Source organism: Massilia sp. Root351 (assembly GCF_001425045.1).
In the GTDB taxonomy this organism is placed as follows: Bacteria; Pseudomonadota; Gammaproteobacteria; order Burkholderiales; family Burkholderiaceae_D; genus Rugamonas.
This window is the reverse complement of record NZ_LMDJ01000001.1, coordinates 1,122,130-1,148,429: the sequence shown is the minus strand read 5'-3', so window position 1 is coordinate 1,148,429 and position 26,300 is coordinate 1,122,130. Positions and strand designations below refer to the sequence as shown.

General features: G+C 64.7%; 28 protein-coding genes. 13 read left to right on the top strand and 15 right to left on the bottom strand.

What is annotated here, in order from left to right; translation table 11 throughout:
• Window positions 1-57: 57 nt before the first annotated feature.
• The gene (locus ASD15_RS05045; protein WP_082551542.1) at window positions 58-1,305 is read right to left on the bottom strand and encodes an MFS transporter; all 1,248 of its coding nucleotides are present in this window, start codon (window positions 1,303-1,305) and stop codon (window positions 58-60) included.
• A 71-nt stretch (window positions 1,306-1,376) separates the two neighbouring features.
• Between ASD15_RS05045 and ASD15_RS05040 the strand changes: the two genes are divergently transcribed.
• The gene (locus ASD15_RS05040) at window positions 1,377-2,282 is read left to right on the top strand and encodes a LysR substrate-binding domain-containing protein (RefSeq protein WP_057153585.1); all 906 of its coding nucleotides are present in this window, start codon (window positions 1,377-1,379) and stop codon (window positions 2,280-2,282) included.
• On the opposite strand, the gene ASD15_RS05035 is transcribed toward ASD15_RS05040, so the two are convergent.
• From ASD15_RS05035 to ASD15_RS05015, 5 genes are read right to left on the bottom strand one after another with little or no spacing between them, the layout of a single operon-like run.
• The gene (locus ASD15_RS05035; protein WP_157200806.1) at window positions 2,236-3,252 is read right to left on the bottom strand and encodes a hypothetical protein; all 1,017 of its coding nucleotides are present in this window, start codon (window positions 3,250-3,252) and stop codon (window positions 2,236-2,238) included. The two genes, ASD15_RS05040 and ASD15_RS05035, sit on opposite strands and share 47 nt — an antisense overlap.
• Before the next feature lie 3 nt (window positions 3,253-3,255).
• The gene (locus ASD15_RS05030) at window positions 3,256-4,128 is read right to left on the bottom strand and encodes a hypothetical protein (protein ID WP_057153583.1); all 873 of its coding nucleotides are present in this window, start codon (window positions 4,126-4,128) and stop codon (window positions 3,256-3,258) included.
• Complete coding sequence (locus ASD15_RS05025) at window positions 4,128-4,916, bottom strand: hypothetical protein (RefSeq protein ID WP_057153582.1); 789 nt, start codon at window positions 4,914-4,916, stop codon at window positions 4,128-4,130. The genes ASD15_RS05030 and ASD15_RS05025 overlap by 1 nt, the downstream gene beginning before the upstream one ends.
• On the bottom strand, window positions 4,916-5,431 hold the full coding sequence (locus ASD15_RS05020) for a hypothetical protein (protein ID WP_057153581.1): 516 nt from the start codon (window positions 5,429-5,431) through the stop codon (window positions 4,916-4,918). Before ASD15_RS05020 ends, ASD15_RS05025 begins: the two co-directional genes overlap by 1 nt.
• 18 nt (window positions 5,432-5,449) lie before the next feature.
• Entirely contained in the window at window positions 5,450-5,743 is a 294-nt protein-coding gene (locus ASD15_RS05015; protein WP_057153580.1) for a DnaJ domain-containing protein, read from the bottom strand.
• Between the two features lie 132 nt (window positions 5,744-5,875).
• Between ASD15_RS05015 and ASD15_RS05010 the strand changes: the two genes are divergently transcribed.
• The 4 genes from ASD15_RS05010 (at window position 5,876) to ASD15_RS04995 (ending at window position 11,447) form a co-directional block, all read left to right on the top strand.
• Complete coding sequence (locus ASD15_RS05010) at window positions 5,876-7,648, top strand: glutamine--tRNA ligase/YqeY domain fusion protein (protein WP_057153579.1); 1,773 nt, start codon at window positions 5,876-5,878, stop codon at window positions 7,646-7,648.
• Between the two features lie 155 nt (window positions 7,649-7,803).
• Window positions 7,804-9,618: a CHASE domain-containing protein gene (locus ASD15_RS05005; protein WP_082551541.1), complete on the top strand. Its 1,815-nt coding sequence runs from the start codon at window positions 7,804-7,806 to the stop codon at window positions 9,616-9,618.
• A gap of 133 nt (window positions 9,619-9,751) precedes the next feature.
• Window positions 9,752-10,390 carry a hypothetical protein gene (locus ASD15_RS05000; protein ID WP_057153577.1) on the top strand — a complete coding sequence of 213 codons (639 nt, stop codon included), beginning with the start codon at window positions 9,752-9,754 and terminating at the stop codon, window positions 10,388-10,390.
• Window positions 10,391-10,622: 232 nt separating this feature from the next.
• A complete protein-coding gene (locus tag ASD15_RS04995; protein WP_057153576.1) occupies window positions 10,623-11,447 on the top strand; it encodes a glycine-rich domain-containing protein-like in 825 nt (274 codons plus the stop codon).
• A gap of 73 nt (window positions 11,448-11,520) precedes the next feature.
• On the opposite strand, the gene ASD15_RS04990 is transcribed toward ASD15_RS04995, so the two are convergent.
• The 3 genes from ASD15_RS04990 to ASD15_RS04980 form a co-directional block, all read right to left on the bottom strand.
• A complete protein-coding gene (locus tag ASD15_RS04990) occupies window positions 11,521-11,763 on the bottom strand; it encodes a hypothetical protein (protein ID WP_056403290.1) in 243 nt (80 codons plus the stop codon).
• Window positions 11,764-12,013: 250 nt separating this feature from the next.
• Entirely contained in the window at window positions 12,014-12,274 is a 261-nt protein-coding gene (locus ASD15_RS04985; RefSeq protein WP_057153575.1) for a hypothetical protein, read from the bottom strand.
• Between the two features lie 46 nt (window positions 12,275-12,320).
• Window positions 12,321-13,247: an SDR family oxidoreductase gene (locus ASD15_RS04980; protein WP_057153574.1), complete on the bottom strand. Its 927-nt coding sequence runs from the start codon at window positions 13,245-13,247 to the stop codon at window positions 12,321-12,323.
• A 12-nt stretch (window positions 13,248-13,259) separates the two neighbouring features.
• On the opposite strand from ASD15_RS04980, the gene ASD15_RS04975 reads away from it, so the two are divergent.
• From ASD15_RS04975 to ASD15_RS04965, 3 genes are all read left to right on the top strand, one after another.
• The gene (locus tag ASD15_RS04975; RefSeq protein WP_057153573.1) at window positions 13,260-14,282 is read left to right on the top strand and encodes a CDP-6-deoxy-delta-3,4-glucoseen reductase; all 1,023 of its coding nucleotides are present in this window, start codon (window positions 13,260-13,262) and stop codon (window positions 14,280-14,282) included.
• Window positions 14,283-14,357: 75 nt separating this feature from the next.
• A complete protein-coding gene (locus tag ASD15_RS04970; RefSeq protein WP_057153572.1) occupies window positions 14,358-15,608 on the top strand; it encodes an MFS transporter in 1,251 nt (416 codons plus the stop codon).
• Between the two features lie 105 nt (window positions 15,609-15,713).
• Window positions 15,714-16,085 carry an HPF/RaiA family ribosome-associated protein gene (locus tag ASD15_RS04965; RefSeq protein ID WP_057153571.1) on the top strand — a complete coding sequence of 124 codons (372 nt, stop codon included), beginning with the start codon at window positions 15,714-15,716 and terminating at the stop codon, window positions 16,083-16,085.
• 50 nt (window positions 16,086-16,135) lie between these two features.
• On the opposite strand, the gene ASD15_RS04960 is transcribed toward ASD15_RS04965, so the two are convergent.
• On the bottom strand, window positions 16,136-16,924 hold the full coding sequence (locus ASD15_RS04960; protein WP_057153570.1) for a helical backbone metal receptor: 789 nt from the start codon (window positions 16,922-16,924) through the stop codon (window positions 16,136-16,138).
• A 121-nt stretch (window positions 16,925-17,045) separates the two neighbouring features.
• Between ASD15_RS04960 and ASD15_RS04955 the strand changes: the two genes are divergently transcribed.
• Complete coding sequence (locus tag ASD15_RS04955) at window positions 17,046-18,029, top strand: GGDEF domain-containing protein (protein WP_057153569.1); 984 nt, start codon at window positions 17,046-17,048, stop codon at window positions 18,027-18,029.
• Here the strand turns inward: ASD15_RS04955 and ASD15_RS04950 are convergent.
• Entirely contained in the window at window positions 18,026-18,592 is a 567-nt protein-coding gene (locus ASD15_RS04950; RefSeq protein WP_057153568.1) for a DUF5610 domain-containing protein, read from the bottom strand. The genes ASD15_RS04955 and ASD15_RS04950 overlap by 4 nt on opposite strands.
• Before the next feature lie 101 nt (window positions 18,593-18,693).
• Between ASD15_RS04950 and sbcB the strand changes: the two genes are divergently transcribed.
• Window positions 18,694-20,142, top strand: a complete 1,449-nt coding sequence (gene sbcB / locus ASD15_RS04945; protein WP_057153567.1) for an exodeoxyribonuclease I — start codon at window positions 18,694-18,696, stop codon at window positions 20,140-20,142.
• 53 nt (window positions 20,143-20,195) lie between these two features.
• Here the strand turns inward: sbcB and pyrF are convergent, their stop codons facing one another.
• The gene (gene pyrF / locus ASD15_RS04940; RefSeq protein WP_057153742.1) at window positions 20,196-21,020 is read right to left on the bottom strand and encodes an orotidine-5'-phosphate decarboxylase; all 825 of its coding nucleotides are present in this window, start codon (window positions 21,018-21,020) and stop codon (window positions 20,196-20,198) included.
• 84 nt (window positions 21,021-21,104) lie between these two features.
• On the opposite strand from pyrF, the gene ASD15_RS04935 reads away from it, so the two are divergent.
• Window positions 21,105-21,869, top strand: coding sequence for an SDR family NAD(P)-dependent oxidoreductase (locus tag ASD15_RS04935; RefSeq protein WP_057153566.1), 765 nt, complete (start codon window positions 21,105-21,107; stop codon window positions 21,867-21,869).
• 367 nt (window positions 21,870-22,236) lie between these two features.
• Window positions 22,237-22,632, top strand: coding sequence for a VanZ family protein (locus tag ASD15_RS04930; RefSeq protein ID WP_057153565.1), 396 nt, complete (start codon window positions 22,237-22,239; stop codon window positions 22,630-22,632).
• Here ASD15_RS04930 and ASD15_RS04925 read toward each other — a convergent pair.
• Window positions 22,629-22,934, bottom strand: a complete 306-nt coding sequence (locus tag ASD15_RS04925) for a hypothetical protein (protein ID WP_057153564.1) — start codon at window positions 22,932-22,934, stop codon at window positions 22,629-22,631. The two genes, ASD15_RS04930 and ASD15_RS04925, sit on opposite strands and share 4 nt — an antisense overlap.
• 151 nt (window positions 22,935-23,085) lie before the next feature.
• Here ASD15_RS04925 and ASD15_RS04920 point away from each other — a divergent pair, with 151 nt between their 5' ends.
• Window positions 23,086-23,559 (top strand): hypothetical protein, encoded by a 474-nt coding sequence (locus ASD15_RS04920; RefSeq protein ID WP_057153563.1) that lies wholly within the window; start codon window positions 23,086-23,088, stop codon window positions 23,557-23,559.
• Window positions 23,560-23,564: 5 nt separating this feature from the next.
• Here ASD15_RS04920 and ASD15_RS04915 read toward each other — a convergent pair whose 3' ends face one another.
• Window positions 23,565-24,443 (bottom strand): TraB/GumN family protein, encoded by an 879-nt coding sequence (locus tag ASD15_RS04915; protein WP_229418059.1) that lies wholly within the window; start codon window positions 24,441-24,443, stop codon window positions 23,565-23,567.
• A 297-nt stretch (window positions 24,444-24,740) separates the two neighbouring features.
• On the bottom strand, window positions 24,741-26,258 hold the full coding sequence (locus ASD15_RS04910) for a dipeptidase (protein WP_229418058.1): 1,518 nt from the start codon (window positions 26,256-26,258) through the stop codon (window positions 24,741-24,743).
• Between the last annotated feature and the right edge of the window lie 42 nt (window positions 26,259-26,300).

The window sequence follows — 26,300 nt, the reverse complement described above, 5'->3', positions numbered from 1 at the left end:
GCGCCGGCCTGCCCCCGGCCGCCATCCGGCAGCCATCAAGCCGCCTTCAAGCCGCCATCAGGCCGCCGCCAGCTGGGCCGGTCCTGCGGGCGCGGCCGGCGCCAAATTGCGCAGGCGCAGGGCGATCAGCAAGGCCCCAGCCAGGGCGCTGCCCAGCAGGCCGATCACGCCGGCCCAGCCCGCCAGGCCCCAGGCGACACCCGCCAGCCAGCCGATCACGGCCGAGCCGAGGTAGTAGAAGAACAGATACAGCGCCGAGGCCATCGCTGAGGCCGACTGCGCGCGGCGCCCCACCCAGCTGCTGGTCACCGAATGCGAGGCGAAAAAGCAGAAGGTGAACAGCGCCAGGCCCGCGAACATCAGCACCAGCTGGCCGCTCAGCGTGGCCAGCATGCCGCCCAGCATGGCCAGCAGCAGCCACCACAGCACCCGGCGGCGGCCCAGCTTGTCGGCCAGGCGGCCGGCCCACACCGAGCTGAACATGCCCAACAGGTAGAACAGGGAAATCGCCCCGACCACGCTCTGGCGCAGGCCGAACGGCTCGCCCAGCAGGCGGAAGCCGATGAAGTTGTAGGCGCTGACCATGCAGCCCATCAGCAGGAAACCCATGCCGAACAGCCAAGGCATGCCGTCGTCGGTGAACTGGCGGCGCAGGCCGTTGCCCAGCTCGGCCAGGCCGCCCTCGGCGGGGCGGAAGTTGCGCGAGCGCGGCAGGCTGCGGTAGAACTCGGCCGCCGCCAGCAGGCCGGCCACCCCCATGGCCGCCATCGCCACGCGCCAGGAAAAGAAGTCGCTCATCACCGACACCAGGATGCGCCCGGCCATGCCGCCAAAGGCGTTGCCGCCAATGAGCAAGCCCATCGATAGGCCCAGCGAGCCGGGTTCGATTTCCTCGCTCAGGTACGTCATGGCCACGGCCGGCATGCCGCCCAGCGCGAAGCCGAGCAGCGCGCGCATGACCAGGAACTGGCCATAGTTCTGCGCCACCGCGCACAACACCGTCATCAGCGCGGCGATGGTGAGCGCCGCGCCCATCAGCGGCTTGCGGCCGATGCGGTCGGACAGCAGGCTCGACAGCAGAAGCGACACCGCCAGCGCGGCGGTCGAGACCGACAAGGCCAGGCTGCTTTGCGCCGCTGTCAGCGCGAACTCGCGCCCCAGCAGGGGCATCAGCGGCTGCACGCTGTACAGCAGGGCGAAACAGGAGAAGCCGCTGAAGAACAGCGCGCGGTTGGTGCGTTTAAACGTGGGAGAGCCTGCTGCGATGCCCATGATGATGGCCTGGCTGATGAATGATGGCATCATCTTAGGATTGCGCTGTATTACTGTCCAATATATATTTAAGACGTTAGTAATACTTAAAACAGATAACAATCATGGAATTACGCCACCTGCGCTACTTCATCGCCGTCGCCGAAGAGCTGAGTTTTACGCGTGCGGCCGAGCGGCTGCACATCGGCCAGCCACCGCTGAGCCAGCAGATCCAGGCCCTGGAAGCCGAGGTGGGCGCGCAGCTGCTGGAGCGCTCCAAGCGCTGGGTGCGGCTGACGGAGGCCGGAAAATTGTTCCTGGATGACGCGCGCCGCGTGCTGGCGCTGTCCGAGCAAGCCAAGCTGACGGCGCGCCGGGCCCAGCGCGGCGAGGCGGGCGAGCTGCGCATCGGCTTCACCTTCTCCACGCCCTTCACGCCGCTGTTCGCCACTGTCATCAACCGCTACCGGGCGCGTTACCCGGACGTGCTGCTGACCCTGCGCGAACTGGCCACGCTGCCGCAGATTGCCATGCTGGAAAACCGCGAACTGGACCTGGGTTTCGTGCGTCCGCCGGAAACGGCGCTGCCGGACGCGGTCAGCCTCACGGTGCTGCGGCACGACCCGCTGATCGCCGTGTTGCCGGAGGGCTCGCCGCTGGCGCTCAAGGAGAAGGTGGCGATCCGCGACCTGCAGGGCCAGCCGTTCATCATGTATCCGAAAACGGCCGGCACCGGCATTTACCCGCAGATTCACCGGCTGTGCAAGGAGGCGGGATTCACGCCGGACATCGCGATGGAAGCGGGCGAAGCCTCCACCATGATCGGACTGGTGGCGGCCGGCTGCGGCATCACGGTGCTGCCGGGTTCATTCGACAGCATCCACATGGAAGGGGCCTGCTACCGGCCGCTGGCCGGCCCGGACGCCAGCACCGTGCTCTCGCTGGCACAGCGCAAGGACGCGCACGGCGCGCTGGTGCAGGGCTTCATTGCACTGGCGCGGGCCGCTGCCGAGGAGGCCGAACCTCGTTAGCGGCCTCGCTGCGGACGCGCTCCGGCACAAACCACAGGCTTTTGTCGGCCAGCGGGGTTTCCGGCGGAAGTTCGGGATTGGCCAGCTCGATCACGTGCCGCTGCGCCAGCCTGGCGCGCTCGATGGCGCTGTCGTTCAGCTCGCGGAACAGCTTGTCGAAGGAGCCGTCCTGCATCGCGCTGCGCAAGCCCTGCTCGATCGCGGCGGCCAGTGCGTGGTTGTTGTTGTTGACGAAGAAATAGACCGCCGACTGCATGTGCAGCACGAAGCCCGGCGCGGCCACGATGCCGCGGGCGGCGAACTGGTCGGACTCGCGCACCGCTTCGCCCAGCGCGCGCGGGAAATAGTCGAAACGGCCGGCGGCCAGCATGGCGTGCAGGCTTTCGCTGCTGTTGCCAGTCACCACCGGCAATCCGTTGGCGCGCCAGATCTGGCCCTCTGCCCAGCCGTAGCCCTGTCCCGCCGTGAAGTCGGCCAGGTCGTCCAGCCGGCGCACGGCGGAGAAACGGGCGCTGTGCTGCTGCATGATCAGGGCGAGGCGCCAGCCGGACAAGCCCTTGTCCAGCGGTATGCGCACCGGCCGCATCTGCCGCTCGCGCTCGCGCGTGGTCACCGCCCACAGCACGTCGAGATTGCGCCCGAGCATGACTTCCTGCACCGAGCGGCCGCGCTCCATCCGGCCGCCCCACTGCTCCAGCGCATAGGCGCCGGGCGCCTTGTCGAGCGCCAGTGCCAGCATGCGCAACAGGCTGGCGTCGAAGTTGTTCTGCGGGGTCTGGTGGCGCACGGTTTGCACCGCTGGGGCGGGCGCGGCAGGGACGGGAGCTGCCTGCGCGGACGCGGCCGCGGGCGCCAGCGCCAGCATCACGGCAAGCAACAGCGCCAGGGCCAGCGCGCTTGCCTGCGCCCGCGTCCGCCTAGCCACCGCAGGACGGCAGCCGGCACTGCGGCGGTGCAGGCGCAAGCTCATGGCCTAGCCGTAGTCGGCTTCGAGTTCGGAGCCGGCGTAATTCTCCAGCTCGGCGAACAGGGTCTTCATGGCGGTGCGGCCCGGGATATGCTGCAGCACCGTGCAATTGCTGCGGTAGACGGCAATGCGGTCCAGCAGCACCGCGTGGTGCTGCACCGGCACCTTGGCCACCAGTGCGGCCCAGCCCGCCTCGAAGTCCGGCTTGGCCTTGCGCACCGCCTTGACGAAGCGTTCGAACTCCTTCTGCCCGGTGCGCGCCACGATGCGCCCGCCGCCTTCCACCGCAAAGATGATGGCCAGTGCGATCACGCCTTCGGCGTTCAGGTCGGTGTCCGTCACCGGGCCGTTGTCGTGGTGGCGGCGCAGCCAGCCCGCCAGGCGTACGATGGCCTGCACTTCCTTGCGCTGCTTGAGCAGCACCTGGTAGCGCTCATGCCCGTTCCAGTTCTGGTTCGGGTCGGCCAGGCAGATATCGACAAACAAGTCGCGCAAGCGCCTTTGGGCATACACCGGGTCCTGGTCGTATTCGCCCACCAGCGAGTCCTCCGGCATGGCGGCCAGGTCCTTGATCAGGCGGAAACCGGCCTGGAAGGCCGCCTCGGCGCCGTTATCGACCAGGAAATCCAGCGCCGCCGCGTCGCTGTCCACGCTCAGCACCTGCTCCAGCCCCAGCGACACGCCGCCCACCGCCAGCTGCAGCGCGCGCGCGATGCCGTCGGCGGTGCGGTCGTTGGTGAATTTCTCGGCCACCATGGCGGTGATGCCGGTCAACTCGTCGGCCAGGATGACCGCCGCGTCCGGGCGGCCGTCGCCCGGCAGCAGCTTGATGGCGCGCACCAGGCGCGGCAGGCTTTCCTTGACTAAAGCCGGCAGCATCAGGAGAAGATCCCCGTGCCGATGGAACGGCGCGTGCTGGCCGCTTTCGGTGCGCTGCGGGTGCTCGGCACTTGCTTGCGCAGGCGGTACAGCAGTTCCTTGGTGCTGCGCTGCAGGAACTTCGGCTCGTCGTCCGGGTCATCGCTGAACTCGGCGTCGGCCAGGTCGGCGCTGTGGCGGAAGTCCGGGAACAGCTCGAACAGCGCGCGGTCCCAGCCGTCTTCGCTGGCTTGCGCCAGCGCCACGGCCAGCGGCACCACATCATTGTCGGCCGAGGTCAGGCCGCTCACGTAGGGACCTTTCGAGATGATCTCGCCGGCCACTTCCAGGATTTCCTTGGGCGCCATCGAGAACAGCACGGCGAATGCGGTGCAGCCATGGTCGGTGGCCGAGGCCGCCTGCAGCAGCTCTTCGCGGCGCGCTTCGTCCTCGGTGGAGAACACCACACCGTGGATGTGGGCGAACAGCTGCTCGGCCAGGCGCTCCGGGTCGTCTTCGATCAGGTCGTCGGGAAAGGTGGCGGCGAAGAAGGCCAGGCTGTCGGCCCAGGCCTTGGGCGGCACCAGCAGGGTTGCCAGCGACATCTTGCCACCGTCGAAGCCGGCCAGGTGCAGCGCGGTCACTTGCGGCGGGATGGTGTTGAGCACCTCGGTCACCGCGTAGTCGCCGAACTGGTCGGCCGCTTCGGCAAAGGCTTGCTCGGCGTGGCCCAGCGAGCCGGCCAGCACCAGTTCGGTCACCTGCTTGCTCAGCGCGGGCAGGTTGCTGTTGGATGCGTTGTCAGTCATCAGCGGTCTCCTTCCTGGTCGAACATCTGGGCGAAGTCGTCGGTGGCTTCGCCTGCTTCGTCGTAGTCGTCTTCATCGTCGCCGTCGTCGCCGGCCGCCAGCTGCTCGAGCGAGGTATCGTCGTCGTCCCACAGGCGCGGGTGCTTGTGCAGGCAGGCCGTGATGATGGCCTGGCGGCCGATGTCCGGGAAATTCTGTTCGATGGCGGCCAGCATCCTGGCCGGCTCGCCGTCGGCGGCCGACACCAGCGCGAACACGCGCGCCGGGTCGCCCTCTTCATAGTCCTGCGCTTCGGCCAGCAGCGCTTTCGGGTTGTCGAACTTGATCACGTCCACCAGCGCGAACGCCATCATGTTGACGTCCTCGATGCCACCGCCGCCGGCGTACTCCGACATCAGCGCGTTCAGCATCATCTTGTAGTTCTTGTGGTCGGGCGGGTCGCCCAGGATGCCTTCGATCTGGCCTTCCAGCTCACGCGACTGGTAGGCGAATTCGGGATGTACTCTTCTGCTCATGTTGTTCTCTTTTCTAGACTACGCTGCCGGCAGGTTCACGCCGTGCAGGCCGAACACGGAACGCCATAGCTGGTAAGCTTCGGCTTCCGGGTCGATAATGATGCGGTGGTTCACGCTTTGGTTGTATTCCTCGCGCTTGACCGGGTCCGACAGGATTTCGTAGGCCTTGGTGATGGCCTTGAAGCGCACTTCGGCCCCGGGGGCGGGATTGCGGTCCGGGTGGTAGCGCATGGCCAGCGACCGGTAAACCTTCTTGATTTCCTCGTCAGAGGCGTTAGGCGCCACACCCAGCACGTTATATAAATTTTCCATTTGGGAAACTCCGTAGGGTTGTATGCCGTGATGCAAAGACGAATTATCCTATAGAAAAGCATCCGCCGTCCCGCCGGGCCGCTTCGGTACGGTAAAATGCCCGGAATTAGCCCCCTTTTCCCTGCCGCTTACATGAGCAACGACAAAAAAAATACCGCCCCTGCCGCACCGGCATTGCCGTCCAACTTCCTGCGCGCCATCATCGAAGCCGACCTGGCTTCCGGCGCGCACGCCCGTGACGGCCTGCCGGGCGTCATCACGCGCTTCCCGCCGGAGCCGAACGGCTACCTGCACGTCGGCCACGCCAAATCGATCTGCCTGAATTTCGGCCTGGCGCGCGACTACAACGGCCGCTGCCACCTGCGCTTCGACGACACCAATCCGGAAAAAGAAGAACAGGAATACGTCGACACCATCAAGGACAGCGTGCAATGGCTGGGCTTCAGCTGGGACTGGCAAGGCCCGTCCGGCGTCGAGCACCATTTGCACCACGCGTCGGACTACTTCGACCAGCTGTATGCCATGGCCGAATACCTGATCGAGCAAGGCTACGCCTACGTGGACAGCCAGAGCGCCGACGACATGGCGGCCAACCGGGGCAATTTCAACACCCCCGGCAAGAACTCGCCGTTCCGCGACCGCCCGCGCGCCGAATCGCTGCAGATGTTCCGCGACATGAAGGCCGGCAAGTACGCGAATGGCGAGCACATCCTGCGCGCCAAGATCAGCGAAGACGCGATGTCCTCGCCGAACATGAATATGCGCGATCCGGCGATCTACCGCATCCGCCACGAGCATCACGTGCGCACCGGCGACGCCTGGTGCATCTACCCGATGTACGACTACACGCACCCGATTTCGGACGCGCTGGAAAACATCACCCATTCGGTCTGCACGCTGGAATTCCAGGACCACCGCCCGTTCTACGACTGGCTGCTGGAAACCCTGTCGGCGGGCGGCTTCTTCAAGCTGCCGGTGCCGAAGCAGTATGAATTCTCGCGCCTGAACCTGACCTACGTGATCACTTCCAAGCGCAAGCTGCGCCAGCTGGTGGACGAAAAAGTGGTGACCGGCTGGGACGATCCGCGCATGCCCACCATCGTCGGCCTGCGCCGCCGCGGCTACACGCCGGAAGCGATCCAGCTGTTCTGCGAGCGCATCGGCGTGACCAAGTCGGACGGCTGGATCGACATGAGCACGCTGGAAGGCTGCCTGCGCGAAGACCTGGACCCGAAAGCGCCGCGCGCCACCGCCGTGCTGCGCCCGCTCAAGCTGATCGTGGAAAACTATCCTGACGGCCAAAGCGAAGCCTGCACTTCGCCGGTCCATCCGCACCACCCGGAGATGGGCGTGCGCACCTTCCCCTTCACGCGCGAGCTGTGGATCGAGGAAGAGGACTTCATGGAAGCGCCGAGCAAGGGCTATTTCCGCTACTACCCGCCGATCGGCGACCAGCCCGGCAGCCGCGTGCGCCTGCGCCACGGTTTCGTGACCGAATGCACCGGCTACGACAAGGACGAGAACGGCAAGGTCACCGCCGTGCGCGTGAAGTACTTCGAGGACAGCAAGTCCGGCACCCCGGGTTCCGACACCTACAAGGTCAAGGGCAACATCCACTGGGTCTCGGCGGCCACCGCGCTGGAGGCCGAAGTCCGCCTGTACGACCGCCTGTTCACCGACCCGCAGCCTGACGCCGGCGGCAAGGATTTCCTGGCCGCGCTGAATCCGAACGCCCTGGAAACCGTGACCGCCTACCTGGAGCCGGGCATGAAAGATACCGCGCCCGACCAGCGCTTCCAGTTTGAAAGGCACGGTTATTTCGTCGCCGACCGGGTCGACAGCCAGCCGGGCAAGCCGGTGTTCAACCGCATAGTCACCCTGAAAGACGGTTGGTCCGCCAAATAAATACCAACTGCATACCTGTTTAGAGAACCGCCTCCGGGCGGTTCTTTTTTGCGTGGCGGCGCAACAGATGGCCGAAAATACAATAGAACGTACTTGACGGAATCAATTGGCCGTCTATATATTCAATCAACTTTTTCATGTAGCTGCCTGGGGAAATGCGCGCCTTGATCGCAAGAAAAAAACTGTTCTCCCCGACCCAGCCATTGTGGTGGACAGGACTGCTGCTCTCGCTCGGTGTGGGCGTGGCGCTGCATGCGTTCACCTCCAACTCGCTGCAGGCCGAGGCGAGCGAACGCTTCCGCACTCAGGCACGCAGCAGCCAATTCAACATCGCCACCGGCATCAAAGCCTACACCGACGTGCTGCGCGGCACGGCCAGCTTCTTCCAGTCGGCGGACGCGATCACGCGCGAAAATTTCCACCGCTACGTGCGGGGGCTGGACCTGCCCCGCAATTTTCCCGCCATCGTCAGTATTAATTTCGCTCAACATGTGCCGGCCGGCCAGCGCGCCGCCTTCGAGCAGCACGTGCGCGACAGCGCACGGCCCGGCGTGGACGGCTACCCGGAACTGGTGCTGAAACCCGACGCCGGCCAGGGCGATGCGGCCATCCTGTCGCTGATGGAACCGATGGCCGGCCTGGAGGCGAAATTCGGCGTCGATATCGCGGCACGGCCAGCGGTGGCGGAATCGCTGGCGCTGTCGCGCGACACCGGCATGCTCAGCGCCTCCGGCCTGCCGATCGGCTTCGATACCCTGCCCAACCGCCAGGCGCTGGCCATGCGCCTGCCGGTGTACCGTCCGGACATGCCGGTCAACACCGTATCCGAGCGGCGCGCCGCCTATGTCGGCTCGGTCGGCATAGGCTTCAGCGTGCACCGGCTGGTGTCCGAGGCGCTGGCCGAAATCCCGGTGCGCAACGCGCGCCTGACACTGCAGGACGTGAGCGAAGGCAGCCCGGCCAGCGGCGGCGCGCTGCTGTACGACAGTGCCGACACCGACGGCGCCAGCGCCACAACCGAACGCCTGATCACCTGCGTGCTGCCGATCGACTTCAACGGCCGCCAATGGCAGGCCCGATTCACCGCGCCGATGAGCTCACTGTATTCGCGGGTCGACGTATTCCTGCCCTGGCTGGCGCTGCTGACCGGCTTTGCCGGCACCATGCTGATCTACGCGCTGTTCCATACCTTGTCCTCGTCGCGCCTGCGCGCCATCCGCATGGCCAAGGCCATGACACGCGAACTGCGCGAGAGCCAGGCCAAGCTGCAGCTGTCGCACCACAAGCTGCGCCGCCTGGCCGCGCACGCCGAACAAATCAAGGAAGAGGAGCGCAAGCGCATCGCGCGCGAAATCCACGACGACCTGGGACAAAATCTGCTGGCGCTGCGCATCGAGGCCGATGTGCTGACCACCCGCACCAGCCACCGCCACGCGCGCCTGCACGAGCGCGCGCGCTGCACGCTGGCGCAGATCGACAACACCATCAAGAGCGTGCGCCAGATCATCAATGACTTGCGGCCGAACGTGCTGGACCTGGGCCTGAGCGCGGCGGTGGAATGGCAGATCGGCCAGTTCCGCCAGCGCAGCGGCCTGGTGTGCGAGCTGATCGAACACAACGCCGACATCGACCTGGGCATCGACGACAAGTGCGCCATCGCCTACTTCCGCATCCTGCAGGAATCCCTGAGCAACATCCTGCAGCACGCGCACGCCAGCCTGGTGCGGGTGGAACTGCGGCGCCAGGACGGCGTGCTCAGCATGAGCATCAGCGACAATGGCGTCGGACTGCACGACCGCAGCCGCAACAAGTTCGGCTCCTTCGGCCTGGTCGGTATCGAGGAGCGCGTCAGCATCCTGGGCGGCACCTGCACCATCACCGGCGCGCCCAACGCCGGCACCACCGTGCTGGTCACCGTGCCGGTCAGCCATGGCGCCGCCGCCTTCCCGCACCGTCTCGGAACCGTCTGAACATTCGTCTAGGACATTCCTGTTGCGAATAGGAATTTCCCGAGAAAAGGTTGAGAATTCTCAATAGCAAGCCGGCACAAGTGGTCAGAATCGTTCCTGCAACACCCCTCCACCTTTGAAAAGGAACGACCACATGAATTCGAACGACGACTTCAAGGCTATTGCGGACCTGGACCTGGAACCGATCAAGGTCAAGCTGATGCACGAGCAATCCGGCGAGGGCTGGACGCTGGACCGTGCCAACGCCATCGAGTTTGAATACCGCCGCTTCCTGATCCTGATGAAAAAGTTTCCTCATGAACAGACCGCGCCGCTGGTGGACGTCGATACCTTCTGGCACTACCACATCCTGGACACCATGAAATATGCGGCCGACTGCGACACGGTGTTCGGCTACTTCCTGCATCACTTCCCCTACATCGGCCTGCGCGGGGAGGACGACGTGCAAGCGCACCACCGGGTAGGCGAGCGCATGAAGGAACTGTACGAAACCACTTTTGGCGAAGACTACGCACGCGGCGCGGCCAAGCAGGCGGCCTTCTCGGGCGTGGCCGCGCAGGCTGCATTCTCGGGCGTGGCCGCAAAGACGGCGTTCTCGGGCGCCGCAGCCCAGGCGGCATTTTCCGGCGTGGCCGCTGAAACGGCCTTTTCCGGTGTGGCGGCGCAGGCCGCTTTCTCGGGTGTCGCCGCCCAAACCGCCTACTCCGGCGTGGCCTCGGCGGCAAGCGCCAGGTTCTACACCGAGCGGCCGCGCCTGGCCGCAAGTACTTGATTTACTTGCAGTTTGCTAGTGAAGCGGGGGCCGGCCCGGCCTCCGCTTCCTTGTATAGGAATTGCCGAGCACGATAGAAAATCAGCACTTGCATTCAGCACTGACTTGCATATACTTGGTTCGTTGACCCATATCAACACTCGTTCCCAACTCCGAACGACCATGCGCTCGCCGCCACGGCCCAGACAAACCGCGTACCTCTAACTATGCCACTCAGTAAAGGATGTCACTCATGATTTCTGCTGAAAGCTTCCAAGCCATTGCCGACCTCGATCTGGAGCCCATCAAAGTCAAGCTGATGCACGAAGAATCCGGGGAGGGCTGGTCGCTGCAAAAAGCCAACGCCGTGGAATTCGAATATCGCCGCTTCCTGTACTTGATGAAGACCTTCCCGCAGGAGCAGACCGCGCCGCTGATGGACGTGGACACGTTCTGGCACTACCACATCCTCGACACCATGAAATACGCGGTGGATTGCCAGGCCGTGTTTGGCTACTTCCTGCACCATTTCCCCTACATCGGCCTGCGCGGCGAGGATGACGTGGAAGCGCACCACCGGGTGGGCGAGCGCATGAAGGAACTGTATGAAGCCACGTTCGGCGAAGATTATGTGCGCGCAGACACCGCTTACTCCGGCGCCACCGTGCAGGCGCAAACGGCCTACTCCGGCGCCACCGCCGGCCAGACCGCTTACTCGGGCGCCACGGTAGCGTATTCGGGCGCCACCGCGCAACAGGCGAAAACTGCCTATTCCGGCGCCACCACCGGCAAGACCGCCTACTCCGGCGCCACGGTGGCCTATTCCGGCGCCACGGTGCAGGCGAAAACCGCCTACTCGGGCGCCACCGCCGGCAAGACCGCCTACTCCGGCGCCACGGTGGCCTACTCGGGCGCCACGGTGCAGGCGAAAACCGCCTATTCGGGTGCGGCCACCGGCAAGACTGCCTACTCCGGCGCCACGCTAGCCTACTCGGGCGCCACCCAACAGCAGTTGCAGCAGGCACCGCAGCCCGCGGCAATGTACACGGTCCGCCCGCGCATCACGCCTGAAGCGTAACAACCGGAACGCAAATAAAAATGGCCCCCTCCTGGCAACAGGCGGGGGCCATTGTTTTTTGCATGCCGTGTTATCAGGCTGCCATCATTTCGCGCAGTTCGCGAATGCTGAAGTCGCTGATCTCATGCATGCGGATCAGGATGGTGGCGCCGATCGGCAGGGTATTGTGGCGGATCTTGCTGATCACGGGTGGAGCCACCTCAAGCGCGCGCGACAGGGCCGCATCGTTCTTGAGTTGCAATTTTTCAATAATTGCGTCGAGGACTCGGTTCGGATTGTAAGTTGCCGAAGCAGTAATTTCTTTAAGAGACGTCATCGGATTCGTTCAGGTTCGGGTCGTCTTCTTGGAAAAAAAACGACACATTGACAAAATATTTACCGGAAAAGTACAAGAATGACACTAGCGTACATAGGGCATTTGCTATGTTTTATAGCATCTAAGCCGTATGATACACGTTTTAATTGCCCAAAGGCCAATCTCACACGAAAAAAGTGAGAATTAGATAGATTTCCCTGCTACATGATGTGCTAGGAAATGTTAAAACGCGTTTCCGGTAAAGACATAGTTAATGTGCAACGCTGTAGCCGGCGGCCAGGAACAGCCATTCCATGGTCAACAGGGCGCTGAGCTGGGCCAGGTTGCCGGGGAGGACGAAGGTGAACTGCGGAGAGGGGAAAACAAGGCAAGGCCGGCCATTGTCGCATTGCCAACACCAGCCCAGCTGCCGGCGGATTTCATCCGGCGCCGGCGGGGGCAACTGCGTCCGGCAACGCTGCATCATATAAGCGCGAACTTGTTCCTTGCTGGGCTGCGGGATGGCATGCATGGCGTCTCCTGCCAAAAACTTATCTATTTATTATGTCCCTTTTTTCTTACGCTTGCCTTTCACTTGCGCCAGTTGTGCGCAGCTGTTGTAGACAATCCACAACGCGCGCATAGCGCAAACGAACGCCCAGCTCACTTTTCAGGCGCGTGTTGCGCATGCGGCGCGATTCGGACATGAACGACAGCAAAGCCGGCGTGACCGCCGCAGCCAGTTCGGCGCGCGGCAGGCGTGGCGGGCGCGGCAGCCTGAACGCATCCGCCACCGCATCGAAGTACTCGGCCATTTTCATGTCGCTGTCGTCCACAGCGTGGTAGACCCGGTTGGCCCTACCCTTGAACAGCGCGCGCGCAATGATGCGGGCCAGGTCGTCGGCGTGGATATGGTTGGTGTAGACGTCGTCCTGTTGCAGCAGCGCGGGCGTGCCCAGCTCCAGCCGCTTGAGCGGCAGCCGGTCGGACGCATAGATGCCGGGCACGCGCAGAATGGACAGCCGGCCGCCGCCGCGCACAGCCCAGCGCCGCAGCACCTGTTCCGCGTCGACGCGGCGCCGGGCGCGCGGATTGTGCGGCGCCACCGGCCGGCTTTCATCGAACCACGCGCCGCCGCAATCCCCGTAAACGCCGGTGGTGCTAATGTAAACCACGCGCGCGGCGTCGGGTAAAATGGCGGCCACATGGCGGGTGCGCCGGTCCAGCATGCCTTCGGCGGGCGGCGGCGCCAGGTGCACCACATACTGCGCCAGCCCCTTCAGGCGGCGCAAACTGGCCGGATCGTCCAGGTTCGCCACCAGCGGCACGGCGCCGGCGGCGCGCAGTTCGGCGCGGCGCTCCGGCTGGCTGGTGACGGCGAACACGCGGAATTGCGCGCGCAGCAGCGGCAGCAGCCGCATGCCGACGTCGCCGCAGCCCAGCACCAGCAAGCGCGGGCGGGAGAGTTTTTTAGTGTGCAAGATATTAGTTTCCAAGATATTCATTTGAAGGATTGTATGACTTTCCAGATTACTGTTCAGCCCAGCGGCCACCAATTCTCCTGCGACGAGGACGAAACCGTCCTGGCGGCGGCCATGCGCGCCGGCGTCGGGCTGCCGTACGGCTGCAAGAACGGCGCCTGCAGCTCGTGCAAGGGCAAGGTCGTTTCCGGCAGCGTAACGCATAAGCCGCACCAGGCCCGCGCGCTGACGCCGGAAGAGGAAGCGGCCGGCATGTCGCTGTTCTGCTGCGCCATGCCGCACGCCGATCTGGTGATCGAGGCGCGCGAAGTGGCCGGCAGCGGCGACTTCCCGATCAAGAAAATGCCGTCGCGCGTGTCCGCCATCGAGAAAGCGGCGCCGGACGTGGTGGTGATTTCGCTGCAGCTGCCGGCCAATGAAACGCTGCAGTACCGCGCCGGCCAGTACATCGAATTCCTGCTGCGCGACGGCAAGCGCCGCAGCTACAGCATCGCCACCGCGCCGGACAACGGCCCGCTCACGCTGCACATCCGCCACATGCCGGGCGGCCTGTTTACCGACCAGGTGTTCTCCACCATGAAGGAACGCGACATCCTGCGCTTCGAAGGCCCGCTGGGCACCTTCTTCGTGCGCGACGACAGCGACAAGCCAATGGTGCTGCTGGCTTCGGGCACCGGCTTCGCGCCGATCAAGGCCATCGTCGAGCACCTGGTGCACACCGGCTCCACGCGCGCCATGACCTTGTACTGGGGCGGCCGCCGCCCGCAGGACTTGTACATGGACGCGCTGTGCCGCGAGTGGGCCGCCAAGCTGCCCAATTTCAGCTACGTGCCGGTGGTGTCGAACGCCGAAGCGCAGGACAACTGGAGCGGCCGCACCGGCTTCGTGCACCAGGCCGTGATGGCCGACCTGCCCGACCTGTCCGGCTACCAGGTGTACTCCTGCGGCGCGCCCATCATGGTCGAGAGCGCCAAGCGGGACTTCGTGGCGCAGTGCGGCCTGCCGGACACCGAGTTCTACGCCGACGCCTTCACCAGCGAAGCCGACCTGGCCAAGTAAAGGTCCGGCCCGCCGCAAGCGCAGTTGTCTGACATCAGGCACAATGACGGGCTAAGCCAGCCTGTCATTGTCCCCATGTCCTCTTCCAGCAACGGTTTCGCCGTCCTCAAGCACCGCAATTTCGCTTTTTACCTGTCGGCCCGCGTGCTCGGCACCCTGGCGGTGCAGATGCAGCATGTGGCCATCGGCTGGCACGTCTATGCCCTGACCGGCAACCTGTACGACCTGGGCCTGATCGGCCTGGCGCAGTTCGCCCCCTTCCTGCTGCTGATCCTGCCTGCCGGCCACGTGGCCGACCGCTACAACCGCCGCAACATCATTGCCTTCTGCCTGGCCGCACAGCTGCTGTGCGGCCTGCTGCTGCTGGGCTTTACGTTGACCGGCCTGGGCATCGTCTGGCCGGTGTTCCTGATCCTGACCCTGTTCGGCAGCGCGCGCGCCTTCATGATGCCGGCCACCCAGGCGGTGCTGGTCAACATGGTGCCGCCGGAGGATTTCAGCAAGGCAGTGGCGCTCAGCTCCTCCACCTTCCACATCGCCGTCATCCTCGGCCCCACGCTGGGCGGCCTGCTGTATTTCTACGGCGCCACGACGGTCTTCCTGGCCGCGTCCGCGCTGCTGGTGGTGTCGGTGGCGCTGATGTGCATGACCAAGACCGCGCCGCAGGCCGTGAGCAAGGAACCGGCCAGCTGGCACAGCGTGCTGGAGGGCTTGCGCTTCGTGATGTCGCGCCCGGTCGTGCTGGGCGCCATGTCGCTGGACCTGTTCGCGGTGCTGTTCGGCGGCGCCACCGCGCTGCTGCCGGCGCTGGCTGCAGACGTGCTGCACGTGGGGCCGAGCGGCCTGGGCTTGCTGCGCACCGCGCCCGGCGTGGGCGCCGCGCTGTGCTCGGTGGCGCTGGCCTTCTTCCCCATCACGCGCCGCGTCGGCCTGTGGATGTTCGGCGGCGTGGCGCTGTTCGGCGCCTGCACCGTGCTGCTGGGCTCGACCACCAGTTTCATCCTGGCACTGCTGGCGCTGCTCCTGATGGGCGCCGGCGACATGATCAGCGTCTACGTGCGGCACCTGCTGGTGCAGTACGAAACGCCGGACGAGATCCGCGGCCGCGTCAGCGCCGTCAACTCAGTGTTCATCGGCGCCTCCAACGAGCTGGGCGAGTTCGAATCCGGCGTCACCGCCGGCTGGTTCGGCCTGACGCGCGCGGTGGTGTTCGGCGGCATGGCCACGCTGGCCGTCACCGGGCTGTGGAGCGTGCTGTTCCCGGTGCTGTCGCGCATGGACCGCTTTCCGCACGCCGAGCGCGCAGTGCGGTCGAAGGCAGCTTAAGCAAACGCTAAGCTTCAATAACTGGCAAGCCGCAACAAAAGGAGTAAGATGGAATCGCGTCCCCCCTGAACCGGGTACGCTTTGATGAACAAACGGGAGCAGTGTATGCAAATCAATGTCAACACCGATAAGACCATCGAACGTCATGCTGGCCTGAATGACCATGTCCAAACCGTCGTCACCGCAGCCATCAGCCGCTTTGCCGAACACATCACCCGAGTCGAAGTCCACCTGAGCGACAACAACAGCCAGAAATCGGCTGACGGCGACAATCGTTGCCTTATGGAAGCGCGCATCACCGGCTATCAGCCGATTGCCGTCAGCGACCACGCCGCCACCCTGCACCAGGCCATCAACGGCGCGGCCGACAAGCTGAAGCGCGCCATCGACAGCGCCCTGGGCCGCCTGTACGACAAGCGCAACGTGCCGCTGTCGAAAGCGGTGTCGGAAGCAGCCGACGAAGAAACCACCGAATAAATCCACCATAGGCCGCCGGCCCGCCAGCAGCTAGCCGCCTGTACCAGGCACTAGCGCTGCGCCAGCCGGCGCAGGTAGGCCAGCCCCTGCAACGCGCGGCTGCCATACCAGGACAGCATTTCCCCATCCACCAATTGCACCGGTTTGCCGATCTGGCGTTCCAGCGCGTCCACGTGCGCCTCCGTGAAACGGTAGGGCTCGGACGACAGCAGCACCTGGTCGATCTGCGCCAGCAGCTGCGGCGTCCAGTCGAAACGCGGATAGCGCCCGCTGTCCAATTGCGGCACCTGCCAGCCAATCTCTGCCAGCATGCGCGCGATATAGGTGTCGCTGGAAATACTCATCCAGGGATCTTGCCAGATGCAGTACAGCACGGTCTGCGCGGGCGCCGGGCCGGCTTGCCGCATGGCCTGCAGCGCCGCATACTCGGCCTCGAAGGCGGCGCACCAGGCTTCCGCTTTTGCCTGCGCGCAGAAGATGCCGCCCATCAGGCGCGCCAGCGCCAGGTTGTCGCGCGGCGCCAGCGGATGGGTCACCACCACGTGCGGCACGAATTCGGCCAGCGCGTCGGCGGTGGGCTTTTCGTTTTCGTCAATATTGACTATCACATGGGTCGGCGCCAGCGCGCGGATCTTGCCCAGGTTGACGTCCTTGGTGCCGCCCACCTTGGCAATCGCGCGCACCGTTTCCGCCGGGTGGATGCAGAATCCGGTACGGCCCACCAGCTGTCCGGCCAGTCCCAGCTCGCACAGCAGTTCGGTGATGGAGGGCACCAGCGAAACGATGCGGGCGTCGGGATCGGCGGGATGCGGCTGTCCCAGGGCGTCGGTATACATCATTGCTTTATCGTGTTGTGGTTCGTCGCAGTATTGAAACACAAGGCGGCCGCGCAGTGTAGCCACGCGCGCGGTTTGCGCTATGATTGCCTCACAGTATTCATTCTTTTTTTCGGAACTAATCTTGAAGCAGATCACCACCTTTAGCGAGTCCGGCTACCGGATCGACGACTTGCAGTTGTTCCGCGATTCCGACGCCGCGCTGGCGGCGCGCTCGCTGGCGCACTGCCCCGTGGTGCAACTGCAGCAAGGCGAATCGGTCACCGACAGCAGCCGCGCGCGGCTGTATATCGTGCTCAGCGGCGCCCTGTCCGTAAGCGCCGACACCCGCACCGGCATGGCCGACGGCACCGTCAGCAAGGTGCTGCCGGGCGAGAGCGTGGGTGAGCAGTCGGTGCTGGACGAGGAAGCCAACCTGTCGGCCATGACGGCGCTGGAGACCAGCGAGCTGCTGGTGGTGGAGGCCGAAATCGTGTGGCGGCTGATCGACGAATCGAACGGCGTGGCGCGCAACCTGCTGCGCCTGCTGTCCTTCCGCATCCGCGCCGCCAACGCGCAGTTGCGCCGGCGCCAGAAACTGGGCGAGTTCTACCGCCAGATGTCGATGATAGACGGGCTCACCGGCCTGTACAACCGGGCCTGGCTGAATGACCTGCTGCCGGAAATGGTGGCCAGCGCGCACGGCGCCGGCAAACCGCTGTCGCTGATCATGATCGACCTGGACCATTTCAAGCTGTTCAACGACAGCCATGGCCACCTGGCCGGCGACCAGGCGCTGCGCGCGGCGGCGCAAGTGCTGAGCGGCGCCTTGCGGCCGTCCGATTGCGCGGTGCGCTATGGCGGTGAGGAAATGATGGTGCTGCTGCCGGACACCAGCGACAAGGTGGCCGTGGTGGTGGCCGAGCGCCTGTGCGAGCGCATTCGCCAGGCTGTGGTGTTCCGCGACATGCGCTTGCCGCTGCCGCACCTGACCGCATCGCTGGGCGTGGCCAGCCTGCTGCCGGGCCAGGACGACCATGGCCTGATCGCCACCGCCGACGCCGCGCTGTACCGCGCCAAGGACGGCGGCCGCAACCAGGTGGCGGTGCAGGAAACGCTGTTCTCCTAGGCGTTCGCGCCGTCGTCCGCCGGGGCCGGCGCCCGCTTGCTGTCGGCAAACTGCTGCAAGCCCTGCTTCACCAGCTCGTAGGTCTTGTCGATATTGCCGGCGATATCGCCCTGCAGCACCTGCAGCCCTTCCAGTATCCCGCGCGCCTCCTTGAAACCCTGGTCGACGCCGCCCTGGATGGTGTCCATGAACTTCTGCAGGACCGCTTCGTCGTCCAGTCCCTTGTTCTGCGCCTTGAAGGCGTCGAAGAACGCCGTGCTGAGCGATACGATGCGGCCCGCCGTCCCTTCCGGCGTATTGTCCTGTCCGGCCGCCTTCTGGATTGCGTCCGGGCCGAAGTCCGGCGCCAGCGCCTCGTTGATGCCGGTCAGCGCCGATTTGTAGAGCAGCGCCAGCGGTTCGTTGCCGGACTTGATGGCCACCGACATCGACGCTTCCATGATGGAAGTGTTGAGCTGCTGCCGCGCCTGCACCCGGGCCGGCGGCGCGGAATCGGTGGCGTCTGCCCTGGCCAGCGGCGCGGCAACCGCCCCGCCGGGCTTCAGTGAAGTCGGATTTACCATAATCGCTCTCCTTGTTTACGCCATTCCCTTTATCATATCGGCCAGAAAACGGCGAACTGTAGCCCAACTGCAGCCATACCTCCCACCGATAGAACGAATCCATGAGCCAGCAAACTTTCCTTTGGCATGACTATGAAACCTTCGGCGCGCAGCCGCGCCGCGACCGGCCGGCCCAGTTTGCCGCGATCCGCACCGATGCCGACCTGAACGAGATAGGCGAGCCTATCATGCTGTACTGCCAGCCGGCGCCCGACTTCCTGCCCGATCCGCAGTCCTGCCTGATCACCGGCATTACCCCGCAGCAATGCCTGGAATGGGGTGTGCCCGAGCACAAGTTCGCCGCCACCGTCGAGCAGGCGTTTTCCCAGCCCGGCACGGTGGGCGTGGGCTACAACACCATCCGCTTCGATGACGAGGTGACGCGCTTCCTGTTCTGGCGCAACCTGATCGATCCCTATGCCCGCGAATGGCAGAACCAGTGCGGCCGCTGGGACTTGCTGGACGTGGTGCGCATGACGTACGCGCTGCGCCCGGAAGGCATAGAATGGCCGCTGCGCGAAGACGGCAAGCCCAGCTTCCGCCTGGAGCACCTGGCGGCAGCCAACGGCCTGCTGCACGAGTCCGCGCACGACGCGCTGTCCGACGTGCGCGCCACCATCGGCCTGGCACGCCTGATCAAGCAAAAGCAGCCCAAACTGTGGGACTTCTGTTTCGCCCTGCACAAGAAGGACCGCGTGGCCGACGAGATCGGCATGCATTTGCTGCCGCACCTGCGCCAGCCTTTCCTGCATGTGTCCGGCATGTTCCCGGCTGAGCGCGGCTGTATCGGGCTGGTATGGCCGCTGGGCACGCATCCCACCAACAAGAACGAAGTCATCGTCTGGGACTGCGCTTACGACCCGAGCGAGCTGTATGGCCTGGACGCGGACACGGTGCGCATGCGCATGTTTACGCGCAGCAGCGAACTGCCGGAAGGCGTGACGCGGCTGCCGATCAAGAGCGTGCACCTGAACAAGTCGCCCATGCTGGTGTCCAACCTGAAGACGCTGTCGCCGGCGATGGCGGCGCGCTGGGGCATCGACGTGGAACAAGCCAGGCGCCACGCGCAGACGGCCGCGGCCGGGCCCGACCTGGGTGCGCTGTGGGCCCAGGTCTACCACCGTCCCGGCGCGGCCGAGGAAACCGATGTGGACGAGGATTTGTACGGTGGCTTCGTCGGCAAGGACGACCGCCGCCTGCTCGATGCAATGCGCAAGGAAACGCCGGCCAAGCTGGCCATGATGACGCCGCCGTTCGACGACGCACGCCTGGGCGAACTGGTGTTCCGCTACCGCGCGCGCAACTTCCCGCAGACCTTGAGCGAGCAGGAAGCCGAGCACTGGGAAGCGCACCGCGCCGCGCGCCTGTTCGACGGCGCCGCCGGGGCCAGGACGGTGGAGCAGTTGTTCGGCGAGATCGACCAGCTGTCCGAAACCGCCGACGAGCGCGGCGAGCAGATTCTCGGCGCGCTGTACGACTACGCGGAGATGGTGGCGCCGCAGCGCTACTAGGGGCGCTGGCGGCGCCGGCGGGCCAGGCGGCTGGCGCCGTAAGCCGCCGGTGCTCAGCCCGCGCGGTGGGCGTTGATCGCGTCGCGGGTTTCCTGCGCCACGCGGCGCGCGGCCATGGCGAAGTCCTCGCCGGGCTGCTGCGCGGCGTACAGGATGGCGCGCGAGGAATTGATCATCATGCCGGTGCCGTTCGCGGTGCGGCCGGCCGTCACGGTCGCGGCCACGTCGCCGCCCTGCGCGCCAACGCCCGGCACCAGCAGCGGCATGTCGCCGATGATGGCGCGCACCTGCGCCAGCTCCTCTGGGAAGGTGGCGCCCACCACCAGCGCGCACTGGCCGTTGGCGTTCCACTTCTCCGCCACCAGGCGCGCCACGTGCTGGTACAGCGGTTTGCCGTCCACGTTCAAGAACTGCAGGTCCGAACCGCCCGCGTTCGAGGTGCGGCACAGGACGATGACGCCGCGGTCGGCCCATTCCATGTACGGCTCCACCGAATCCGAACCCATGTAGGGGCTGACCGTCACCGCGTCCGCACCGTAGCGGTCGTAGGCTTCGCGCGCATACTGGCGCGCGGTGGCGCCGATGTCGCCGCGCTTGGAATCGAGGATCAGCGGGATGTGCGGGTAGTGCTGGCGCGCGTAGGCACAGATGGCTTCCAACTGGCGCTCGGCGCTCAGCGCGGCGAAATAGGCGATCTGCGGCTTGAACGAGCAGGCCAGGTCGGCCGTCGCGTCGATGATCTCTTTGCAGAAGTTGAAGATGCCGTTCGGGTCTTGCTGGAACTGGGCCGGCAGCTTGCCCATGTCTGGATCGAGGCCGACGCACAGCAGGGAGTCGTTGGCCGTCCATGCGGCATTGAGCTTGTTAATGAAATTCACGACCACCCCTCCGATTGAAATGCAAACCCGGCATTATAGCGTGAAGTAAAATTCGCCCCATCGATCAACCCCAGGAACCACACCATGAAACTATCCCAAAAAGTAGCCATTGTCACCGGCGCCACACAAGGCATCGGTCTCGCCTGCGCCCAGCGGCTGATCGCCGAGGGCGCCAAAGTGATGCTGGTGGACATCAAGCCGGAAGGCGCGCAAGCGGCCGAGGCGCTGGGCGACCAAGCCCGTTTCTACACTGCCGACGTGAGCCAGAAAGCCGACGTCGATGCGCTGGTGGCCGAAACCATGGCCGTGTTCGGCCGCATCGACATCCTGATCAACAATGCCGGCGTGACCCACAAGGCCGACTTCCTCGACCTGACCGAGGACGATTTCGACCGGGTGATGCGCATCAACCTCAAATCCATGTTCCTGTGCAGCCAGGCCGTGGCGCGCCAGATGGTCAGGCAGCACAGCGGCTGCATCATCAATATGTCCAGCGTCAACTCCGAACTGGCGATACCGGACCAGGTGCCGTACGTGGTGTCCAAGGGCGGTATCAACCAGCTGACCAAGGTGATGGCGCTGAACCTGGCCCAGCACGGCATCCGCGTAAACGGCATCGGCCCCGGCACCATCCTCACCGAGCTGGCCAAGAAAGCCGTACTGGGCAGCCCGGAAGCGCGCCACACCATCCTGTCGCGCACGCCGATGGGCCGCTGCGGCGAACCCGAGGAAGTCGCTTCCATCGCCGCCTTCCTGGCCAGCGACGACGCCACCTACATGACGGGCCAGACGCTGTTCGTCGACGGCGGCCGCCTGGCCTTGAACTACACGGTACCGGTCAAGGAATAAGCGGGACAGTTATATAAAAAACTTATGCCTGATATCCAAAACGAAAATTAGACATATATGCTGTGCCGCAGCATAATTGCACCTGTCTCCACTATTCTCCTCCAAGATAATAGTTTTAAGCCCGCTTTCACCAGCGGGCTTTTTTTTGCCCGGAATTTGTTTGCGCCCTCTTGAGAAATGTCACGCTGGCGTCATATGGGGCGTATAAACTTGTTTCATCTGCTGCACATGCAACCGATATGCGTGGCAACAGAACGGTGCGCCCAGTGCGCACCACCCGAATTCTCTGCTCTCTTGACCCGGATATGGGTTTTACGGCCCGCTTTAACCAGCGGGCATTTTTTTTGCCGCATGTTATCCTTGCACCATGCTTTCCCTACTTCAGCAAGTCGTCCTCACATCCGCCCACGCCAACTTGCGCTACCGCGCCGCACTGGTCCTCTACCTGATGATACTGGTGCTCGGCTCCATTCCCGGCGCCCGCAGCGACATCGGCTCGGTCGCGCCCGGCGTGGTGCTGCATTCCTGCGCCTATGCCGGCCTGACTTTTTTGCTGTTTACCGGCGGCACCGGCAGCGCGGCGCGGCGCGCCATCAAATCGGTGCTGACCATCATGGCGATGGGCGCGCTCGATGAGCTGGTACAGAGCTTGCTGCCCTACCGTCACGGCGCGGTTGCGGACTGGGCGGTGGACACCGCCGCCGCCCTCGTCACGGCCAGCATCATGTGGCTGCTGTGGAACCGCAACAAGGTGGCGGCCTAGCCCGGACTGCTCTTGCCTTCCGGGCCGTGCTGGCCGAACTCCAGCTCGCGCTGGCGGTGCCGCACATCCATTCCTATCTTGCGCAGAATGGCGCGGGTCTGCCGCTTGCGGCTGGCGCAGGCCAGGCTGCCGCTGGCCCGCTCCGCGTCCAGCCGCATTTCCAGCAACTGCTCGGCTTTCGCCAGGCGCACCAGTCCCAGCAGCGCCTGCGCGTACGCATGGCGCTGGCGCATCCCCGGCTGCAGCCCGCAGGTAGCTGCGATCAAATCTTCAATTACCTTGTCGGTCCTGCGCTGGAACATAGCCCCCCCTATAGATTTCTGACACGCAATTATGGCCAAGCATTTCAGGTAATCGTTTGATATGCGTCAAGGGTGCGCGCTTCAGGGGAAACGAATGGCATCATCGGAACTCCAAACTATTCGAGCGGATGCTCGCATAACGGAGATCATCATGAAGATAAAAAACACTTTACTGGCCTGCGCACTGCTTGCGCTGGCCGGCTGCGCCTCGGACCGCAGCACCTCGATGGACAATGGCGGCAGCACAGCCAGCAGGGGCAGCAGCACCAGCAGCATGGACGCCGGTACCGGGAGTACCGCCAGCACTGTGGGCCAGGCGGCTCCTGCCACGGCGTCGCCCGACGCGCGCAGCGCCGCCAGCATGGCGCAGGCCGGCACTCCAGGCAGCGGCGTGGTCCAGACCATAGACCAGATCACGCGGCAGGATGCCGCGTCAATGGGACTGTCCGCCGGTGCGGCGGCGGCCGGCGGCAGCATGGGCTCCCCCAGCGACAAGATCTACCGCGTTACCGTGCGCATGGACGACGGCACCACCCAGACCGTGCTGGCAGAAAGCATGCCCAGCTACAAGAGCGGTGACCGCGTGCGCTATGCCAACGGCATGATCTCGCGCGACTCGCAGTAAGTGGATCAGTAAATCTGTTCCACTTGGTAGCCGCGCTGGCGCAGCAGTTCGGGCACGCCCTGCGCGCCCAGCAGGTGCAGCAAGCCGACACCGACGAACGCCGTCTGGTCGGCCTTCATGATGTTCTCGATCGAGGCCGCCATCTCGGGATTGCGCTTGCCCAGCAGCGTACGGTCCATGAAGGCGGCGGACACGCTGTCGCCGCGTATCATGGATTGCAAGGCCTCGTTCATGCCTGGCGCATCCGCCTTGCTCCAGGCATCGATCAGGCTGGCGGTCTTTTTCAGCGCAACGCCGCTGGCCAGTTCAGCCAGGTTCTCACGCAGATAGGTTTCCTGCTGCGCGTCATTCATGGAGGCGAACAGGCCCAATTGATAATCCGCACTTTCCAGTTCGCGCAGCGGCTTGCTGTGCTGCGCGGCTTCCTTGAGCAGGAACTGCTCCACGCCCTGGCTGCGCATATAGCCGTGCCGTTCCATCTCGGCGCCGATCAGCAGGTTCGCCAGCAGCCACGGCCGGTATTGTTCCAGGTTGTCCAGCGACATGCCGGCACGGGCCAGCGCCTGCTGCAGCAGGGCCAGCGTTTCACGCGACAGGTGATTGCGGATGGAATCGCCCTTCGGATAGCGGCCGTGCGCGGCCAGGGCCTCCTGGAACGGTTCGCTGGCACGCACGTCCAGTTCCAGCACCAGCGCATTCGAATCGGCCAGCGCACGCGTCACTTGCGGTTCCAGCGGGAAGAAGGCCTGCTTGCCTGCGTGTACCGTGCCGAACAGATAGCTGGTGCGGCCGTCGTGCTGCACCTTGAACAGCGCGCCGCGGCGCGGCGCCGCCGCTTCCATGGCAGCGGCAATGGCGCCGGCCGGCTGCGCGTGCGCGCTCATTTCCATCTCGGCGCTAACGGCTGGCTGGCAAACAAGCTGGCAAACAGCAAACAGCAATGCACAAACTGACAATGATATACGTGGCATGCAGAGTCCCCTGCCGGGATCGTTGACGATCCGGCATCCCTAATGGTGAGTGAAAAGGATGAGATTTAGCTAAGAAGCGGCGTGAAAGTAGGCCTTATTGCGATTGATAGTAAGGCTTATTTTTCCGCGTGGGAATACACAATGGGGCGGACTGAGCAAAAAAAACGCGGCGCACCAACAAAAGTGCGCCGCGCCGATATCAAGCTTGCATCAACGTGCCAGTTCGACCAGCACAGCGGTGTACATCTGCAGGTTCAACAGCAACTGTTTGGTGGTAATGAACTCATGCTCGGAGTGGCCGGTATAGGCCGTGCCCGGCATGGCCGGCCCGAAGGCCACGGCTTTCGGGAACAGGCGCGAGTTGGTGCCGCCGCCGATCGAGATCGGCTTGGCGTTCTGGATGCCGGTGTAGTGCGAGAACACGTCCAGCAGCACCGGCAACTGCGGCGCATCCGCCTGCACCCACGGCTCGCCGATCTGCATGGCGATGGCGGCCTGCGGCGCATGGGTGCGCTTCCACTGGTCGAAGGCCTGCTGGAACTCCGCTTGCAGCTGGGGGCCGGGCTTGCCTTTCGGGCGGCGGATATTGATGTTCAGCTCGATGCCGCCATCCTTTTGCTTGAGCACGGTGGGCGCCACCGTCATCGGTCCCATGAAGTCGTCGCGGTAGGCCACCTTGCCGAAGCGCTCGCCGTGGATGCCGGTGCCGACCAGGTCGTTGAGCATGGTCACCATGCCGGCGGCGGCGGTGGCTTTCCATGGCTGCACCTTGAGTGCGTCGGCCAGCATGCTGATGGCGTTGACGCCGTCTTCCGGTTTGGACGAGTGCGCCGACAGCCCGAGCGCGGTGATTTTCAGCGCGCGCCCCTGCCAGGCGTACTGGTAGCGCATGCCCTTCTGCGCGGCGGCGCGCGCGCGTATCCGTTTTTCCAGCGCCGGCGTCGCGTTGGCGATCACGGCGCTGGCGTCTTCCGGAATCTGGCTGCCGAAGAAGCCGCCCGCAAACTCGCTCAGCAGCGGGCCTTTGCTGTCCGCCGCGGCCGGGGCAGGCTGGGCGGGCATGGTCACTTTCACCGCGCCCCAGCCTTTCTCGGCCGTCACCACCGGATACTCGGCGTCCAGCGTGATGTTCATCTGAGGCGGCGTGTGGTCTTTCAGGAAAGCCTCGAGCGGCGCCCAGTCCGATTCCTCGGCCATGTACACGTACAGTTCCAGGCGCTTTTTCAATGCCACCTTCTGGTCCTGGATGGCCTTCATCGCATACATGGCAGTGGCAATCGGACCCTTGTCGTCTTCCGAGCCGCGCGCGATCAGGCGGCCCGGCTCGCTGGTGCTGTCCAGCTCGAAGGGTGACTTGGCCCACTTGGCCGGATTCACCGGCTGCACGTCGCCGTGCGTGATGATGCCGACCCGGTCAGCACTCTCCCCCAGGCCGATTACCACGACGTAGCCATGGTCTTTGTAGTCCAGGCCCAGGCGCGCGGCCTCCTCTTTCAGCATCTGCTTGAAGGCGATGTGCTGCGGGTTCTTGTCGGCCGTGTAAGCCGGATCCGCCACGGTGTTGTAGCTGACCATGGCGGCCAGCGCGGCGGTCATCTGTTGCGGATAGGTTTCAACTGCGTAACGGGCGGTGGCGGTGGCCGCCTCGCTCAGCGCGGCGGCCTGGGCGCCCGGGTAGAGCACGGCCTGCGCCAGCATGGTTATCAATGCAATTTTTTTCAGCTTCACGTCTCGTCTCTTGGGTTAGTGTTAGTGTTCTGGACAAAATTT